At 28.8% G+C, this 16,284-nt stretch carries 14 protein-coding genes; 1 reads left to right on the forward strand and 13 read right to left on the reverse strand.

The window, feature by feature from the left end; translation table 11 throughout:
- The first annotated feature begins 26 nt into the window (after positions 1–26).
- Positions 27–1,163, forward strand: coding sequence for a lipoprotein N-acyltransferase Lnb domain-containing protein (locus AC1Q5Z_RS21560; protein ID WP_343588576.1), 1,137 nt, complete (start codon positions 27–29; stop codon positions 1,161–1,163).
- Positions 1,164–1,168: 5 nt separating this feature from the next.
- On the opposite strand, the gene AC1Q5Z_RS21565 is transcribed toward AC1Q5Z_RS21560, so the two are convergent.
- The 13 genes from AC1Q5Z_RS21565 to AC1Q5Z_RS21625 all read right to left on the reverse strand — a co-directional run bounded on the left by AC1Q5Z_RS21565 (position 1,169) and on the right by AC1Q5Z_RS21625 (position 16,283).
- Positions 1,169–2,563, reverse strand: coding sequence for a sugar transferase (locus tag AC1Q5Z_RS21565; RefSeq protein ID WP_343588577.1), 1,395 nt, complete (start codon positions 2,561–2,563; stop codon positions 1,169–1,171).
- Between the two features lie 61 nt (positions 2,564–2,624).
- Complete coding sequence (locus AC1Q5Z_RS21570) at positions 2,625–3,971, reverse strand: O-antigen ligase family protein (protein ID WP_492446778.1); 1,347 nt, start codon at positions 3,969–3,971, stop codon at positions 2,625–2,627.
- Entirely contained in the window at positions 3,971–5,047 is a 1,077-nt protein-coding gene (locus AC1Q5Z_RS21575) for a glycosyltransferase (protein ID WP_343588579.1), read from the reverse strand. The genes AC1Q5Z_RS21570 and AC1Q5Z_RS21575 overlap by 1 nt, the downstream gene beginning before the upstream one ends.
- Positions 5,044–6,162, reverse strand: a complete 1,119-nt coding sequence (locus AC1Q5Z_RS21580) for a glycosyltransferase (protein WP_492446780.1) — start codon at positions 6,160–6,162, stop codon at positions 5,044–5,046. The genes AC1Q5Z_RS21575 and AC1Q5Z_RS21580 overlap by 4 nt, the downstream gene beginning before the upstream one ends.
- Before the next feature lie 11 nt (positions 6,163–6,173).
- Positions 6,174–7,190, reverse strand: a complete 1,017-nt coding sequence (locus AC1Q5Z_RS21585) for a glycosyltransferase family protein (RefSeq protein WP_343588581.1) — start codon at positions 7,188–7,190, stop codon at positions 6,174–6,176.
- On the reverse strand, positions 7,187–8,185 hold the full coding sequence (locus AC1Q5Z_RS21590) for a glycosyltransferase family 2 protein (RefSeq protein WP_343588582.1): 999 nt from the start codon (positions 8,183–8,185) through the stop codon (positions 7,187–7,189). Before AC1Q5Z_RS21590 ends, AC1Q5Z_RS21585 begins: the two co-directional genes overlap by 4 nt.
- Positions 8,185–9,207: an exostosin domain-containing protein gene (locus tag AC1Q5Z_RS21595; RefSeq protein WP_492446783.1), complete on the reverse strand. Its 1,023-nt coding sequence runs from the start codon at positions 9,205–9,207 to the stop codon at positions 8,185–8,187. Before AC1Q5Z_RS21595 ends, AC1Q5Z_RS21590 begins: the two co-directional genes overlap by 1 nt.
- Positions 9,208–9,230: 23 nt before the next feature.
- Positions 9,231–10,760, reverse strand: coding sequence for a glycosyltransferase family 2 protein (locus AC1Q5Z_RS21600; RefSeq protein WP_492446784.1), 1,530 nt, complete (start codon positions 10,758–10,760; stop codon positions 9,231–9,233).
- Complete coding sequence (locus tag AC1Q5Z_RS21605; RefSeq protein ID WP_343588585.1) at positions 10,760–11,914, reverse strand: glycosyltransferase family 4 protein; 1,155 nt, start codon at positions 11,912–11,914, stop codon at positions 10,760–10,762. The genes AC1Q5Z_RS21600 and AC1Q5Z_RS21605 overlap by 1 nt, the downstream gene beginning before the upstream one ends.
- Positions 11,914–12,588 carry a hypothetical protein gene (locus AC1Q5Z_RS21610; protein ID WP_343588586.1) on the reverse strand — a complete coding sequence of 225 codons (675 nt, stop codon included), beginning with the start codon at positions 12,586–12,588 and terminating at the stop codon, positions 11,914–11,916. Before AC1Q5Z_RS21610 ends, AC1Q5Z_RS21605 begins: the two co-directional genes overlap by 1 nt.
- A 213-nt stretch (positions 12,589–12,801) precedes the next feature.
- Positions 12,802–13,683: a hypothetical protein gene (locus AC1Q5Z_RS21615; RefSeq protein WP_343588587.1), complete on the reverse strand. Its 882-nt coding sequence runs from the start codon at positions 13,681–13,683 to the stop codon at positions 12,802–12,804.
- Positions 13,683–15,116, reverse strand: a complete 1,434-nt coding sequence (locus tag AC1Q5Z_RS21620) for an MBOAT family O-acyltransferase (protein ID WP_343588588.1) — start codon at positions 15,114–15,116, stop codon at positions 13,683–13,685. Before AC1Q5Z_RS21620 ends, AC1Q5Z_RS21615 begins: the two co-directional genes overlap by 1 nt.
- A 27-nt stretch (positions 15,117–15,143) precedes the next feature.
- Entirely contained in the window at positions 15,144–16,283 is a 1,140-nt protein-coding gene (locus AC1Q5Z_RS21625) for an acyltransferase family protein (protein ID WP_492446787.1), read from the reverse strand.
- Position 16,284 lies beyond the last annotated feature (1 nt).

Consider the following 16,284-nt stretch of genomic DNA (forward strand, 5'->3'; position numbering starts at 1 on the left):
ACCGCAAACATTTAAAATTTTAAATCATGAAAACTCTCATGTCCAAAAAAGCACTTTTTATTTTATTATTCTTATCAAGTTTTATTGGTTTCAGCCAAAGTTTAGCTTTATCGAAAGATGCCAAAATAAGCATTTTGACCTGCGGACTTGGAAACGAAACTTATTCTTATTTCGGACATACGGGAATTAGAGTTTTAGATCCCGTAAACAATTTTGATGTTGTTTACAATTATGGAACTTTTGATTTTAGAACTCCAAATTTTGTTTTAAAGTTTGCTAAAGGAGATTTGCAATATTTTGCAACTGTACATTCATATGCCGATTTTTTTGAAGAATATACTTATGAGAAAAGAAGTATTTACGAGCAGGAATTATTGATCTCACCAGATTTAAAACAAAAACTTTTCGACCAGTTAAATGCTGTATTAGATTCTGAAGAGCGCTATTATACTTATAAATTCATCGATAAAAACTGTACTTCGATGGTTGTAGATGTAGTGAATAAAACTTTAGGCGGAGATGTTATCGTAAAAACACAAGACACAGACAAAACCTATCGTTCTATCCTATTTCCTTATTTTGATGGCCATTTCTACGATCAGTTGGGAACAAGTATTATTTTTGGAACGAAAGTCGATCAAATGGGAACAAGAATTTTTCTTCCTTTTGAATTGAAGAATAGTTTAGACAAAACAAGTTTTCAAAATAAACCCTTAGCGGCAAAAAGCAAAACACTATTAGAGTTTGCAAAAGAAACACCAAAATCTTGGTGGAATAACATTTACACTTATCTCTTTATCTTGCTTTTTGTAATCTTTGCAAGAAACAAAACGGTAGATAAAATCTACTTTGTGATTTTATCTCTTATTGGGATATTCTTCGTTATTATGGGATTTTACTCTTTTCACCAAGAATTGGCGATGAATTACAATGTTCTATTATTTAGCCCGTTTTTATTGGTTTTAGTTTTGTTTTCTATTTTCAAAAACAAATTATGGACTTATAGATTTTCACTAATCAACTTTGTACTTTTAGTGGTTTACTTTCTATTTTTGATTAACAAGGCGCATTTCTTTATTACTTTACCATTAATCATTACGAGCGGAGTGGTTTTAGTACGAACAGCAATTCGAAACAAAAAACCAATTCCGATTATAATCTAAAAAAATTATTGCCCTCTGTAGAATAAAACCGTTGTAATGGTTTTGAAGGTGATACTTAAATCAAGAAAAACACTTCTGTGCTTGATGTAGTATAGATCGTATTGAAGCTTAATCAAACTTTCGTCTATAGATTCTCCATAAGAATAATTTACCTGTGCCCAGCCCGTAAGTCCAGGTTTAATTACATGGCGTGTTTCATAAAAAGGCATTACTGCGGCGATTTCTTCGACAAAAAATGGTCGCTCAGGTCTTGGCCCTATTACTCCCATATCTCCTTTTAAAACATTAATAAATTGAGGCAATTCATCAATTCTTGACTTTCGCATGAATTTACCAAACGGAGTAATTCTTTTATCATTATGACTAGCGAAAACAGCGCCATTGGCTTCTGAATTCTCTGTCATGGTTCTAAACTTATAAATTTCAAAAATGATTCCATTCTTCCCTACTCTTTCTTGAGTATAAAAAAGACTCCCTTTATTTGCGAAGATGTTGCAAAGAAAAATTATTGGGATAAAAAACAGAGAAATTAATAGCCCTAGAATAGAAAACATGATTTCTATAAGTCGAACAAAAGACAAATAAAGTTTATTACTATTGCTTCTGCTGAAAGGAAAAAATCTATAAAAATCTCTTTCTATATGATGAACGGGGATTCTTTGCGTTTTACTTTCATAAACTTGAGTATATTCTCGTATAATAATTCCTTTTTCTAATAAATGAAGCAATTGCTGATATAAATCTGGAGTAATACCATCTGTATTCTGAGAAGCAATAATAATTTCTGAAATATGGTTCGTTGATACAAAATGTTCTAAATCGTCCTTTTTTATTTCTTTTACGTAATGAAAATCTAAATTTTCATCTGCAATAGAATCGGAGTTTACAAAACCAATAATTTTATAATGCGGATCGACATTCTCCAATCCCAAAACCAATTTTTCAACTTCAATTTGATCACAAATCAAAACGACATTTTGAGAAAATCTATGAGAAGCTAAAAAGTAGCAGTAAAATAAACGCCATAACAACAACGTAATTAATATCGTAAAATAAAATATTAATATGACGAGTCTTTGTTTGGGAAGTACCGGAGAGAAAATTGGCGTAAATAAATAGGCTAAAACAGTAGCTGTTGCAGTAAAAACAACATTTTGCAAAATCTGAAGATGGTTGCTTGCTACTTGTAAATTATAAATTTCAAATATTACTCCAAAAATGTAAAGATATGCTATTAATAGAACAATACTTAAAGAACTACTTACTCCGAAATCAAAATAATGATACTCAAATATTGAACTTAATAGATATAAAGCGGATAAAACAAAAACAGCATCGAAAGAAAGAAGCAGTATTCTCCTTTCCGAAATTTCGAAATGCATTTTCTTTTTTGACAACATTATTTTTCAGTTTGTTAGGGGCTTAAACTTGAGGCAAATGTATTATAAAAATTGAATTTAGCTAATTTGCTTCTCTTGTTTTTTCAGGAATTTTTATTTGTACTGAAAGAAGACTTAATGCATATATAAATGCAGGAGCTGCAGTTCGCATTGCGGCGTGATTTATGGTAAGAAGCCAAAAAACAAAAAATGAGAAAAAATATATATGCTGTTTATTATTAATATATAAAATGAAAGGTGTGATAAGAAGAATCAATAATGCAAATATTCCGAACAAACCATGTTCACTAAACATTCTGGTTACTTCGTTGTGTGATGCAACTTCTTCATTGGTAATTTGAGCTCTCGCATACTTACTCATTCCAGCACCTACGCCAAAGATTGGATTATCAATAAAAATATCTGTCTCTTGATTCATAATTTCTTCTCTTCCTCCTAAACGATCTCCCTTCTCACGTCCTCTCGCATCCTTATTAGCATAACGTTTATCAATAAGACCGTTAGTTTGAAACGAACTATAAAACCATATTCCTGTGCCAATTAAAAACGTCAGAACAAATACGAAACTAAATTTCCTTTTTCCTTCAGCATTAGAAAAATAATATAAAATAGCTAAAAAACATACAATCATAAAGGCTGCTGTAATAATTCCTCCCCTCGAAAAAGTAACAATTCCTCGATAACTGATAAAAATAAATAGTCCTCCGTTAATCAAAAATTGTAATTTAGACTTGGAAAAAAGCACTAATTGTGTAAAAAAAACGAACATTCCAAGACCTAAAATTGTAGAAACCTGATTTGGACCAAAACCTCCTGAAGTTTCAAAATTTGATTGAGTCCCCGTTACAACATCCTTAATATTGGGTGTATATAAAAACAAATAAACTGTAGTAGTAACTATTGGCAATCCTAATGAAATTAAAATACTCTGTAGTTTATCAAAAGTAATTCTTCTCTTAAACATATAAACAGCACAAATACCCAAACAGAAAGGGCCAGACAAATTAAAAACTAAAACTTTTCTAACATCTATATTGAAAGTAGCTTCACTAGTGGTTACAAAAATTGCTGGAATTAAAAAAAATAAGAAAACAAGATATATAAATGCATTTTTAGAAAAATTACTATAAAGCATTCCATAAAGCATAAAAAATATCACAGAAAACTTTACGTACTCATTATTCAAACTACCTAATGTCATCCGTAAAAAAACCTCTGCTCCAACTAAATAAGCACTTATAAGAAGGACTTCATTATTTTTATTTTTATTTTTAGAAACAATAAAAACCCCTATAAAAAGAATCGACAGAGCATAAACTTTTGATAAAAATGGAATTATGAAAACAATTAATGCAATTAAAGCATGAATTACAATTAGAGAGAAATAATTAAGTTTTATGTTTTTCATTATTTTACTTTGTAATATTCTTTAAGAATTTTTTCAACAGCTTTATCTTCTGTGTAATAATCTTGGACTAAATTCTTTAAGTTATATGCAACTTCTCTTCTCAAATTTTTATCTGCCGTTATTCTTTTAAATTGAGCAAGAAGTTCAAACTCATTTTTTGGATCAAATAATAATCCTCGTTCTTCATTTTTAATTATATCCGAACAGAACCCTACATTAGTACAAAGAACGGCCAATTCCGATTCTCCATATTCAATCAATGTTACTGGAAATCCTTCAAAGGTAGAAGCTAAGACTCCTATTGAAGCTTGCGAAAGAATAAATCTTATATCCTTTCTAGTTCCATACAAATGTACGTGATTAACCAAATTATTTTTTTGAATAAAATCTTTTAAAACTTGGGAGTATTGATCATGGTAATCTTTACCAATTAAATGTAAGCTCCACCCAAGATTAAACAGTTTTAGATCAAAAAAGGATTTTAAAATTACAATATGATTTTTTGGAGTTTTTAAATTAGCCAAAAAAACTATACGCTTTCCTTCTATTCCTTTTAATTCGGTTATTTGCTCAGAGGAATGATTTTGCTGAATGAAATTTGGAACAAAAACAACGTTTTTGCATTTCATATTTTTCATATTCCATTCTTTTAGCTGTTTATTTACAACAAATATCGAGGCAAAAAATAAAGAGCAAAAAATCAAAATTATATTATCTTTTTTTGTCTGTTCTATTCTTGGTCCATAATGATCATGCCAGATAACTTTTATTTTTGGATAAATTAATTTAACCAAAACAGCTGTAAAAAAGGAAGAGCTATGAGCGTGGATAGTATTTACTCTATTCTGCTTTAAATATTTTTTTAATTTAAAAATTGCCTTAAAATCAATTTTTCTCTTTTTATTTAAAAACAAATAAGAAACTTTTTTTGAAATCTGATTTAGCATCTCACCTTCACTTCTAGTAGCAATTAAACCCGAAAATTCAATTTTTTCGCCTAATGCATTTGCATAGTTAACTGCCATGCGTTCAGCTCCTCCAATTTCTAAAGAGTCTATAATTTGTACAATCCTCATTTAATTAATTTCCTTATTTCCTCTTGAAAAACATCTGTAGTATAACCCTGCGACCATTTTAAGGCAACTTGACTTTTGCTTAAAAAAACATCTTGATTCATCAGTACATTTTCAATCTGTTCAGTATCTTTTTCTAAATTCATTTCCAGTAAAATTCCACGTTTACCATAATCCAACATATACGGAACACATGACACTTTTGTTGCAATTGAAACACAACCCCAAAACATTCCTTCTGCAACAACTTTTGGCCAACCTTCACTTTTAGAAGGCAAAATTACAAAATGACTTTCCTTCATGGCCTTCTTAATTGTTTCTTTATCTTGATTCCCATGTAAGAAAACAAATTTTTCTATTTTATTCTCTAAAATGAATCGTTGCAAATTGTCCCTTTCTTCTCCTTCGCCAAAAAGATTAAAAGTAATATTATACCCTTTCTTCAATAATTGATTTACAATTTGTATTGCATAAAGCGGATTTTTACCTTTTGACAAACTTCCTGCAAAAACAAAAGAAATTCCTTCCTGAAAACTTTTCTTTTGAACAGCTTCTTTTTCGGTTTGGGAATAAGTTGCTGTAAAAAAGGATTTAATATTTTTTGATTGGCCATCCCAATTTCCATATACAAGAACTTGCATATTTCTCGTTAGAATGGTATTGTTTAAGATATATTTTTGTAGTCTATAAGTCCAAGGTTGTTTGCTTTTAGGATCCCAATTACCAGCATACTTAGCTGTTTTTATTTTTTTTGGAAATAGAATTTGAACAAAACACCCAATAAGCCCAATATTTCCTGGGCATCTTAAATGTATATGATCTGCGCGATACATTGCTAGAAATATTTTCCAAAAAATAACTGGTAATTTAAAAACTGAAAAAAATCTGCTTTTAAATGTAATGAAATTAATATCTGGAATATTACTAAAAAAAATATCTTTACAATTATACGCTAAATCAATAGATGTTAGATTGTCTTTTTTTAATGGCGCAACTACAATTAATTGATCGACATATTGAAGCCAAAGATTCATTTCACGCACATATGGAGCATAACCATAATACTGATCTTGATTTCGAATGTGATTTACATGCGTTATAATAACAAATTTTTTCATGCAGACATTCGTTAAATTAAATCAGAAATATTTTCATTTAAAACTACTAGTTCATTTGATGAATTCTTTTTGAAATCATATAAATCATAATATTTTTTGAAATACGCTATTGTATTTTCTCTCAAAATCTGTTTCTTTTCTTCTGGCAAAGACAGGGCAGTATCTATTACCTTAGCTATATTACTGGAATTAGAATATTCTAAGCAATTAACACCATCTTCTAATGAAGGATTTAGCCAATTCGAATAATTTAAAATTGGAATTACTCCAACAGACATTGCTTCAAGTACATTATGGCACATAGGCATGGTCATGCCAGGAGCACAAAATATAAAATCTGCAGAAGAAAGATAATCTCTCCATTTTTCTATTGGGATTGCTCCTGTTTGCCATTTCATTAAAACAAATTTGTCTTTAAATTTTCCTGAATCTAAATTCTCTAAAAGATCTGTTCCGTAAATAGAAAGTAGGGCACTATGTTTCAAAATTTCCTGGTAAACATCCCATCTATTCATCATTCCAAAGTTTTTAGAAATGATGTTTGTATCATAAATTTTTTTGTCAAAATTGCCACTCATTAAAATGCCAACTTTTTTTTCCATAATTTGAGCTTCCTTGCTTAAATAGTTATTAGGATGCATTATGTATGGCAATGCATTTTTATTAAAATCTACAGAAGAATAAACTTTTTTAAAATTATAGTTAACATTAAAATCAGCTTTTTTATTATGGCTAAATACTTTTACTTTATTAAGTTTTGAAAAAGGTTTTGAAAAATAAATATAGTCAAGATCTTTAAACCATCTTGCTAAAAATACCATCCTTAAAAGTGAAAATTCTATAACTATTGGTTCATTATACACTGCTCTAATTCTAAAAAAAAGATTTAGATAAGTCCGAACTTTTGTCTTATGTTTTAAATTTAAATAGATAACCGGATCTTGATTATTGTAAAATCTAACATAAGAGTAATTCTTCTTAAATTCTTTAAGTTTTTTTACGATCTTCTTTTTTATAACAAAAATCATTTTTGTTTTGGTTTGTTAAATATTAAACTCCACCAGCCTACAACTCTTCCAACAAATTCTGTAAAGACAACTTTTTTGTCTCTCCCTTTAATCGCATTTACAAATCTTGCAACGGTCAATAAAATTGTAATTGAGTTCCATTTTAAACGGTCTTTTAAAATTGGATTAGGGTTTTTTATACGCCAAACATACCATCCGTTTCTAACCACCATTTTGCCATATGTATACTGATTTGGCCTACCTGCTGAGTCATGATAATGACTAAGTTTTGCTGCTGTATTTAAATATAGTTTACCTTCTTTAGCCAATCTTAAACAAAAATCAGCATCTTCATATAAGCCATAACCTTGAAAATATGTGGAAAATGAAAATTGTTCAAAGACAGATTTTTTAAATGAAGAAACCCCTCCCATTAATTGTTCTGTTGGATAAATTTTATCACTCGGAGGTAAAAAACTGACACTTCTTCCATGCGAAAATTTTGGAGAAAATCCAGGAGGGCAATCACTATCCAGATTTATTTTTTTTCTCAGAACAAAACGGCTTCCATCTTTTCGTTTCCAACCATCATAATAAAATTCATTTTTATTTTCTGAATAACTTTCTGGTATTTTTTGCCATTTAATCTCATTTGTAATGTAACCTCCAACTCCTAAAGCATCTGGAAACAAATTATAGGTATTCAACAAATTTGCAAAATATTCAGTTTCGAGAATTGTATCATCATCTAAAAAACAGACTATATCACTAGTTGGGTCTACTTTCGAAATTCCAAAATTACGTTGCTTTGTTAAACCTCTATCTTGCTCTGAGATTAAATAATATTTTAAATGATCGAAATTATTGTTTTCCAAGATCGATTTAGTCTTATTGTCAAGTGAGCCATCAATAATCAAGATTTCATCTGGATATAAAATTTGATCCTTAATCGAAATTAATAATTTTAATAACGGAGTAGGACGCATGTAAGTGCATATGATTAAAGAGAATTTCATTACTTTTTCAAATATAGATTACTAATTTGAATAAAATAGTCAACTCTATTCAATTTTTCTAACACTAATTTTCGATTGTTTTCCTGTATTTTTCTTATTTCTTCATCTGGCTTGGATAAATGAAAATCTAGTAATTCCTGAATTATAGAATCTTTTGAAACTATCACACAGTGTCTAGTCCAATCAATCGAATTAACTAAAGGAAGTCTTACATCTGTATCGATTAAAACTGGAATCCTGCCCATTATCAATGCTTCATAAAATCGAACAGAGAAGTTCCCATTTCCTCTTAGGCAAAAAGTATAGAGATTATCTTGAATATTTTTAAAAAACTCTAAAGTTGTTTTTTCTTTAGTGCTTTTATCCTTATTTCCTCCTAGATATTTATCTCTAAAAATAAAATTACTCTCAATTTTATCTTCCTTCTGAATCTTCTGCAATAATTTATGCCTATTTTTTCCTGCAGGATAAAAAGGATGATAATCTTCTGGAAATTTGAATTTTATATTAATTACATTCCTTCTTAAATATAAGATAAACTCTTTGATTAATTTAGAAAAAGAACCATTTGCATTTCCTACAAAGCCAATATTTGGCTTTTCGTTTTTAGAAAGCACAAAAAAATCATTTTTTAAAATTTTATCATAAGGATCATTTACAAAACAAGGAATTATACATGAATTATTACTCAACTTTGAATTGAAACCTCCTAATCTAAAAGTTAGAACATTATTATTCTTAAAAGTAAATCCAAAATCGCCAGCTGCATAAATCCAAATGGGAACTTTATATTCTGATACTTTTGAAATCCAATTTTCAAAAAAATCAGACTTATCTTTTCTCAAAAAAGAAACAATATCTACAGGAAAAATAGCAACGTCTGCTTCTAAAATAGAATCTGTTAAAATAAAATTTGATCTCGCTTTATCATTTGGCAGATATACTAAATCAAATAATAATGGAAATATTATTTTCCTTTTATCAGCATTCAAAAAACTATGTTCTGTATATATCTTCACCATCTTTTAGCAGACATTTTAAATTCTTACAGTTTATTACTCCAATTTATACTTGCATTCCATCGTCTCGTAAATGATGCATAAAATTTAAACCAATTAAAAAAAGACTCATTTCTGATAGATTTCATGAAGAGTCTTAATTTATATCCTTCTAGTTGTTTTGGATGTAAATGTTTTTTCTTTATATACATGATTGTTGGCGATGGCTTTGGCTGATGTTTATCATTTAACCAAGGAAATTTGGGTTTAATTCTAAATCCTCCAAAAGGAGCTTTTAAATGTAAAATAGATGGATTAGGAAAATATATTACGTCAAAGCCTTCTTTTCGTAATTGCACGCCAAAGTCAAAATCTTCTCCATAACCAAATTCTAGTGCCATTGAAAAAGAAACTTTATCTAAACAACTTGATTTTACAAAACTATTTCCTGAGCCAAAAATATCCGTTTGATGAATATCCTTATAAACTAATTTTTCATTTTTTTGCAAATAAGATGTTGTCGCAACATATATTCCGAACTGTTCTATTTTATCAAAAATGTCAATGATTAAATTTTCATTAAACCTATTATCGTCATCATTTAAAAAAACCCATTCGCTCGAGACTTGGCCCAAAGCAACATTTCGCGCATTGCAAGCTCCCGTTGTATGAGTAAAAATGTGTTTAATAACAAAAGGCCACTTCTCTGTGGTTAAATAATCTAACTCACTACTACTCTCTGCTATCGGATTCTGTTCTAGGATTATAACATTTTTGGGTAAATGGCTCTGTTTTGCTAAATCTTGCAATACATCATATAAGCAATCTTTTCGTCCTATTGTCGGAATAATAACATCAATAGTTTTAGACTCTACAACTTTCAACTTTGATTGAACTGGTACTGCAGACATGTCAATAGCGGTTTTATCACGCTTTTTAAATCTTAAAGAAAACAACAAAGCCATTATAGGAAAACGTTTTTCGAAAACTAAAAAACTCAATAGCAATATGAATATCCAACGTGTACGATAATGTTGCTTTGTAAATCGAAATAAGGTATAAACATTTGCCTTTTTAACAGGTACAGAAATTGCTTTATCTATAACAAGTCTTGGCTCATAATAGCAAAATAATCCTTTTGGAGCTCCAATTTTTGCTATACTGTTCAAGAAATAATCAAAGTTATCTTCTAACTCAATTGTATTTTCAAATTGCAAAAATGCTTTAGAACTAATTCCTCCCAAAGCACTACTGCATAACCAAGTCGGATAACTTACATTTTTATTGACATTTATAAAAATAGATTCGTCAATATAACCAATACCTTCGGAAAAATACTCTTCTTGGTCGCTATTGAAAGATGCCATAATTCTGTCATGATGAAAAATTGAATCTAAAGCATCCCAGTTTATGTTGGCTTCTATTGCAGTATGACTCCAGATTAATCTATCTGTTGGGAATTTTTTTGCTAACGTCATTAAAGTTGCGGCAAGATTTAAAGAAGCGCTAAATGAAATAACTTCTCTCTCTCGGTAAACTTTTACAACCTTATTATTTTGATGACAAACAACGACCATTACCTTTTTTGATTGGTTATCTTTCTATAAAATTCTATATTCTCTTTTACTAACTTATTGATATCAAATTTAAGTTCTACCTTAATTCTTGCTTTCTTTCCAATTTCTAGGCAAAGTGAATTGTTTTTTAGCAATTGAATAATTCGATTAGAATATAGATCATGATTTGAAGGGTGAACCAAATAACCGCTTTCTTCGTCTACAATAAGTTCTTGTGCCCAACCAATATTACTATTCACAACCGCTTTTTGCATAGCCATCGATTCTATTGTTACCATTCCTAAAGTTTCTGCAAAAGTTGGGAATACGCACACATTTGCTTTTCTTATGTAATTTTGAATTTCATCGTAAGGAATTTTACCTAAATAATGAACGTGTTTTAAATCATCCTCATTAAATAAATTTTTCATTAATTCCCAAGTCGATTTTGAACCTGTTTTTATATCAAAAGAATCTGCTCCTATTAAAATTAATTTAGCACTTGGGAAATCATTTCGAACTTTGTTAAAAATTTCCGGCAGTTCTAAAACACCTTTTTTTCTAATTAAAGTTCCAATGTATAGAATCAAATTCTTTTCAAATTGATGAGGATTTTGGTTTTCAAAATTTCCTAGATTAAGCCCATAATGAATTATTTTGATTTCTTTTTCTCGAATTTTGAAAAGTTTTTTTGAAACTTCTCCGGCAAATTTAGTTGGTGCAATAAATGCTTGTGCGCGATTTATGGCCAATTTTTCAAACCAGAAATTTTTTATCTTCTGTTTTCTATTTTCTAGATGACAGAAGTAAGTGTCACTTCCATGAAAACGAATTACCAATGGAATTTTGAAATTCATAAAAGCTGTTATTCCTGTCCAATCAGCAGCTTCTATTAAATCAATAGACTCTCTTTTTATAAATGAGTTGCAATATTCTTCTATGTATTTACGATAAAAAAACCATCTTAAAAACTTATATTTTTTGTTTTTAATAAGATGAATTTCAACATTATCTTCTTTTATAACCTCTTGGTTTTTCTGTCCATAAACAAATACAGAAACTTTAATTTCTTCAGCAATTAACGCTGATACAAGATTTTTTACACTAGTGCCCAACCCACCAGATGGCAGTGTTTTTGAATGGGGATATTCTGGGGTTAAAAAAGCAATATGCATTATTTATTAAAAAAATCGTTTAAAATTTTTGTTGTAAAAGCTTTGGCTCCCATATCATTCATATGTCCACAGGTAGAAAAATATTTATCTTCAATTATCTTATTTTCATAGTCATAAATTTCAGGATATAGCATATTGACTTTTTTGAAGTAATCATTAACTACAGCCTTTTCACACATAGGTGTCATAATTGCAATGAGATTAATATTATTTACTTTACAAATCTTTTTAATTTCTTCATAATATTTATTCCTTTGTGGTTGAAAATCTAAAATTTCGGCATTTAGTTTTCCATTATTTTCAGGTAAAGGATAATATCCTCCATTACCAATTTCATTACTTTTTTTATTTAAGACAGAAGAAAACATTTCTCTAAAACCAATTTTTGAATCAAATTTTAGGTATCTATAAAATGGAATATAGTAAAAGCTGTTAAAGTCTTCCAATTCTTCAAAATGCCGCCTAATAACACGAGAATCATCAAAATAAGGCAAAAACATCAAAAATGTTCTCTCTGATTTGTTTTCAGATTTTAGTGTAACATCAACATCAATTATTACATTTTTGATTTTATTTTTTTTTTCTAAAAGTAATTTCAGAATCAAATCAGACTCAAACAGTTTAGAGCCTTGCATTCCGAAATTAAATGTTTTTAGCCCCTTATCTGTAAACATTTTTGTCACGAAATGATTGTTTGCTCTAGAAGAGCCCAATATTACAACATCATAATTTGTTGGCGGCGAATTATAAATAAGACTGATTTTACTTCTTTTATTCGATTGGAGAAAGGCATATGAATAAATTTTATCCAATATAAACATCAAAACAAAAGTTAATACTAAAATTTTGAATACATAAATTAAAAAATTCTTCATTGCCTATATTTATTATTTCCCAAAAAAATCTCTGATAATTCTTGCTGTAAATAATCGAGCTCCATGATTTGTCATATGGCCGCATGAAGAAAAATATTTATTTTCTACAACAACATTTTCATAATTATGAATTTCAGGATACGCTTTTTTTACCTTATCAAAGTAATTCATTCCAACAACATTTTCGCACATTGGCGTCATAACAGCAATAAAATTTATATTATTTTTTTTACAAATATTCTTAATTTCCTCGTAATATTTATTATGTGGCAACGGATTTAGATTAACAATATTATTTTTCATATTACCATTTTTATGTTTCTTTAAAGGGTAATATCCTAAATTGTCTAATGCATTAGTTTTCTCGTTTACAGCAATTTTATAGATTTCTCGAAAACCAATTTTCGAATCGAATTTTACATATCTGTAAAAAGGAATATAATATAATTCGTTGAAATTTGGTTCTGGTAAAAAATGATCTTTAATGGCTTTTGAACAATGTATGTAGGGAAGAAATTTTGCAGCAACTCCCTCAGATTCCTGATCGTTAGAAAGATTCAAATCTGCTTCGAGAATTAAATTTTTTATTTCATATTTTCTTTCTATCATTAATTTTAACATTAATGAAGCTTCAAATAAATGTCCGCCACTCATTCCGTAATTAAACGTATTTAATCCTTTATCTTCGAACATTTGGGAAACAAAATGATTATTAGCTCTTGAAGAGCCTAAAATAACCACATCATACTTTTTTGATGTAGAATTGAAAACGGTTTCTATTTTTCCACGATTTTTGGACTGTATAAAAACACAAGTATACAATCCGTCCAGAAGAACTGCTATCACAACTGTTAAAAGAAAAATTCCTAATATGTATAATAAAAACTTCTTCATTAAAACTGGAAATAAATAAATTCTTTATAATCAGAATAAGTTCCGAAAGCAATAATTGCAATAATTGCCAATGCCATTTTTAACCAACTTCTTTTTCCTGAAATTGGTTCTACTTTAGTTTTATTATTCCATTCTACTAAAACAAACAGACCAATCATCAATAGTAATTCATAATTATATCGTTCGTTATCTAAATACTGAGGGCTAAACTCGCCGTTAGTAAATATTCTTTTTAGATACAAAACAGCATCTGTAATAGTTTTTGCTCTAAAAAATACCCAAGCAATACAAGTTAACAAAAATGTTGTTAGAATACTAAACAATACTTTGACAGAATCTAGATTCCATTTTAAAATTATAGAATCCATATTATTTCTATTACTATTTGAAAGCAATAGTGGAAGGAAATAAACAGCATTTATAAATCCCCAAACAATATATGTCCAGTTGGCTCCGTGCCAGAATCCACTAACAACAAAAATGATAAATGTATTTCGGATTTTCATCCAAAGTCCACCTTTGCTTCCACCTAGAGGAATATATAAATAATCTCTAAACCAAGAGGAAAGTGAGATATGCCAACGACGCCAAAACTCTGCTATATCTCTTGAAAAATATGGGTAATTGAAGTTTCGCAATAAGTCTAAACCAAATAATTTAGAAACTCCTAGTGCAATATCTGAATATCCTGAGAAATCTCCGTAAATCTGAAATGCAAAATAAATTGCCCCCATGATTAATGAAAAAGAATTCATTGACTGATAATGATCAAAAATAGCATTAGCATAAACTGCACAAGTATCTGCAATAACCACTTTTTTAACAAGTCCCCAAACAATTTGATAGACTCCCTCTTTTGCTTTTTCTAAATTAAACTCGCGTTTTTCTTTTAACTCTGGAAGTAAATGCGTTGCTCTTTCAATTGGTCCAGCAACTAAAAGAGGAAAGTAACTTACAAATAAAGAATAATCTATGAAATTATATTCCGCCTTAATTCTTTTATAATAAATATCAATTACATAAGATAATCCGTGGAAAGTGTAAAATGAAATTCCAACAGGTAAAATTACATTCAACAACATTGGACTTACTTTAAAGCCAACTGAGGTAAACATTTCGGCAAATGAAGTTGCAAAGAAGTTATAGTATTTAAAGACTCCTAGAAATCCTAAATTTACTAAAATACTAAGCCAAAACCAAAATTTTCGACTTTTTCCCGAATTACTTTTCTCGATTTGAATTCCTGTGAAATAATCTAAAAATGTTGAAAAAACTAGCAGAAATAGAAACCTCCAATCCCAACAAGAATAGAAATAATAACTTGCAACAATTAATAAAGCATTTTGTGTGCTCTTGTTTTTATTGAAAACAAACCAGTAGAGAAAAAAAACTACTGGCAGAAAAACAGCAAATGCTAAGGAATTAAAAAACATATGATTCTGTACGAACGGTTATAAAATTTAATATTCATTAGATGTCTTAAAATACGACACTTTATTTTTAAGTTTTAAAAATTGAATTTCAAAACAATAAAAGGAAATGTGAGAAATAATAATAGTCAAACCAAAAGCAATCAGATAACCAATAAAACTTTTAATAAACGACGGTAAATCTACAAGATAAGGCAATACTAAAGGCAATAACATCAAAATAACAAACTCATGTAGCAAATACATACCATATGAAATTTTGCCTAAATAGTTGAATACTTTATTTTCTAAATGAAAAATAGATTCTTTGTTTGTAGCCAGATTAGAAATTATAATTGCAAATAGCCATGGTAAAACTACATAATTAATTATATTGAAAAGAGAAGGAACTATTATAGTGATTAAAACAAAGATTAATGCAAGAGCATATATCGTTATCTGAACTTCTTTTTTTGTAAAATACTGTTGTTTGATAATAAACCTCCCTAGTTTAATTTCTTTAGAAAAAGATAAAATTCCAAACAATACCCCAATTGCCATGCAATCAAATCTTGTAACAGTTATTATACTTGAAATAATTTGTAAAGAATCACTAGCTGTTATCTTTTGATATAATACTAAAAACAGCTTAGAAAATGGCAATAGAAAAATTAATGCGAAAAGTATAAAAATTCGTTTTTTCTCCTCAACTTTCATTATCCACGGCAGAATCAAATAAAATTGTTCTTCAATTCCGATTGACCAAATTACTCTAATAATGAAAGGAGTTAGCTTCAAAATAAGAGTTACATTAGTCAAAAAGAAGATATTCATCAATAGACTTTTTGCAGAAAACCTCTCCTGTTCAGTATCATACCATGACGGAAAAATATGTGGATATAGTATATATACAAAAAACAATATTAAAAAATAAAGTGGCCATATCTTTAAGATTCTTCTTATATAAAAGTTTTTTACATTTATAGTAAAAAACTCTTTTGCTTCTACTTGTAAAAGATATGAAATCAAAAAACCACTTAGTGTAAAAAAAATGGCTACACCAATAGTGCCGAAATTTTTAAATGCTAATATAAATTTATCAGCAGGTAAATGAGAAAAAATGACCATTAAGGCAGCAATTCCTCTTAATGAATTTAAATTGGGTAAATAAATACGATTTACTTGTGACATA

The organism is Flavobacterium sp. GW823-FHT06G12 (assembly GCF_058794775.1).

What these genes read in the sequence shown, in the direction of transcription:
- AC1Q5Z_RS21560 (WP_343588576.1), top strand. Translation starts at nt 27, where the DNA reads ATGAAAACTCTCATGTCCAAAAAAGCACTTTTTATTTTATTATTCTTA.
- AC1Q5Z_RS21565 (WP_343588577.1), bottom strand. Translation starts at nt 2,563, where the DNA reads ATGTTGTCAAAAAAGAAAATGCATTTCGAAATTTCGGAAAGGAGAATA.
- AC1Q5Z_RS21570 (WP_492446778.1), bottom strand. Translation starts at nt 3,971, where the DNA reads ATGAAAAACATAAAACTTAATTATTTCTCTCTAATTGTAATTCATGCT.
- AC1Q5Z_RS21575 (WP_343588579.1), bottom strand. Translation starts at nt 5,047, where the DNA reads ATGAGGATTGTACAAATTATAGACTCTTTAGAAATTGGAGGAGCTGAA.
- AC1Q5Z_RS21580 (WP_492446780.1), bottom strand. Translation starts at nt 6,162, where the DNA reads ATGAAAAAATTTGTTATTATAACGCATGTAAATCACATTCGAAATCAA.
- AC1Q5Z_RS21585 (WP_343588581.1), bottom strand. Translation starts at nt 7,190, where the DNA reads ATGATTTTTGTTATAAAAAAGAAGATCGTAAAAAAACTTAAAGAATTT.
- AC1Q5Z_RS21590 (WP_343588582.1), bottom strand. Translation starts at nt 8,185, where the DNA reads ATGAAATTCTCTTTAATCATATGCACTTACATGCGTCCTACTCCGTTA.
- AC1Q5Z_RS21595 (WP_492446783.1), bottom strand. Translation starts at nt 9,207, where the DNA reads ATGGTGAAGATATATACAGAACATAGTTTTTTGAATGCTGATAAAAGG.
- AC1Q5Z_RS21600 (WP_492446784.1), bottom strand. Translation starts at nt 10,760, where the DNA reads ATGGTCGTTGTTTGTCATCAAAATAATAAGGTTGTAAAAGTTTACCGA.
- AC1Q5Z_RS21605 (WP_343588585.1), bottom strand. Translation starts at nt 11,914, where the DNA reads ATGCATATTGCTTTTTTAACCCCAGAATATCCCCATTCAAAAACACTG.
- AC1Q5Z_RS21610 (WP_343588586.1), bottom strand. Translation starts at nt 12,588, where the DNA reads ATGTTTACAGATAAGGGGCTAAAAACATTTAATTTCGGAATGCAAGGC.
- AC1Q5Z_RS21615 (WP_343588587.1), bottom strand. Translation starts at nt 13,683, where the DNA reads ATGAAGAAGTTTTTATTATACATATTAGGAATTTTTCTTTTAACAGTT.
- AC1Q5Z_RS21620 (WP_343588588.1), bottom strand. Translation starts at nt 15,116, where the DNA reads ATGTTTTTTAATTCCTTAGCATTTGCTGTTTTTCTGCCAGTAGTTTTT.
- AC1Q5Z_RS21625 (WP_492446787.1), bottom strand. Translation starts at nt 16,283, where the DNA reads ATGTCACAAGTAAATCGTATTTATTTACCCAATTTAAATTCATTAAGA.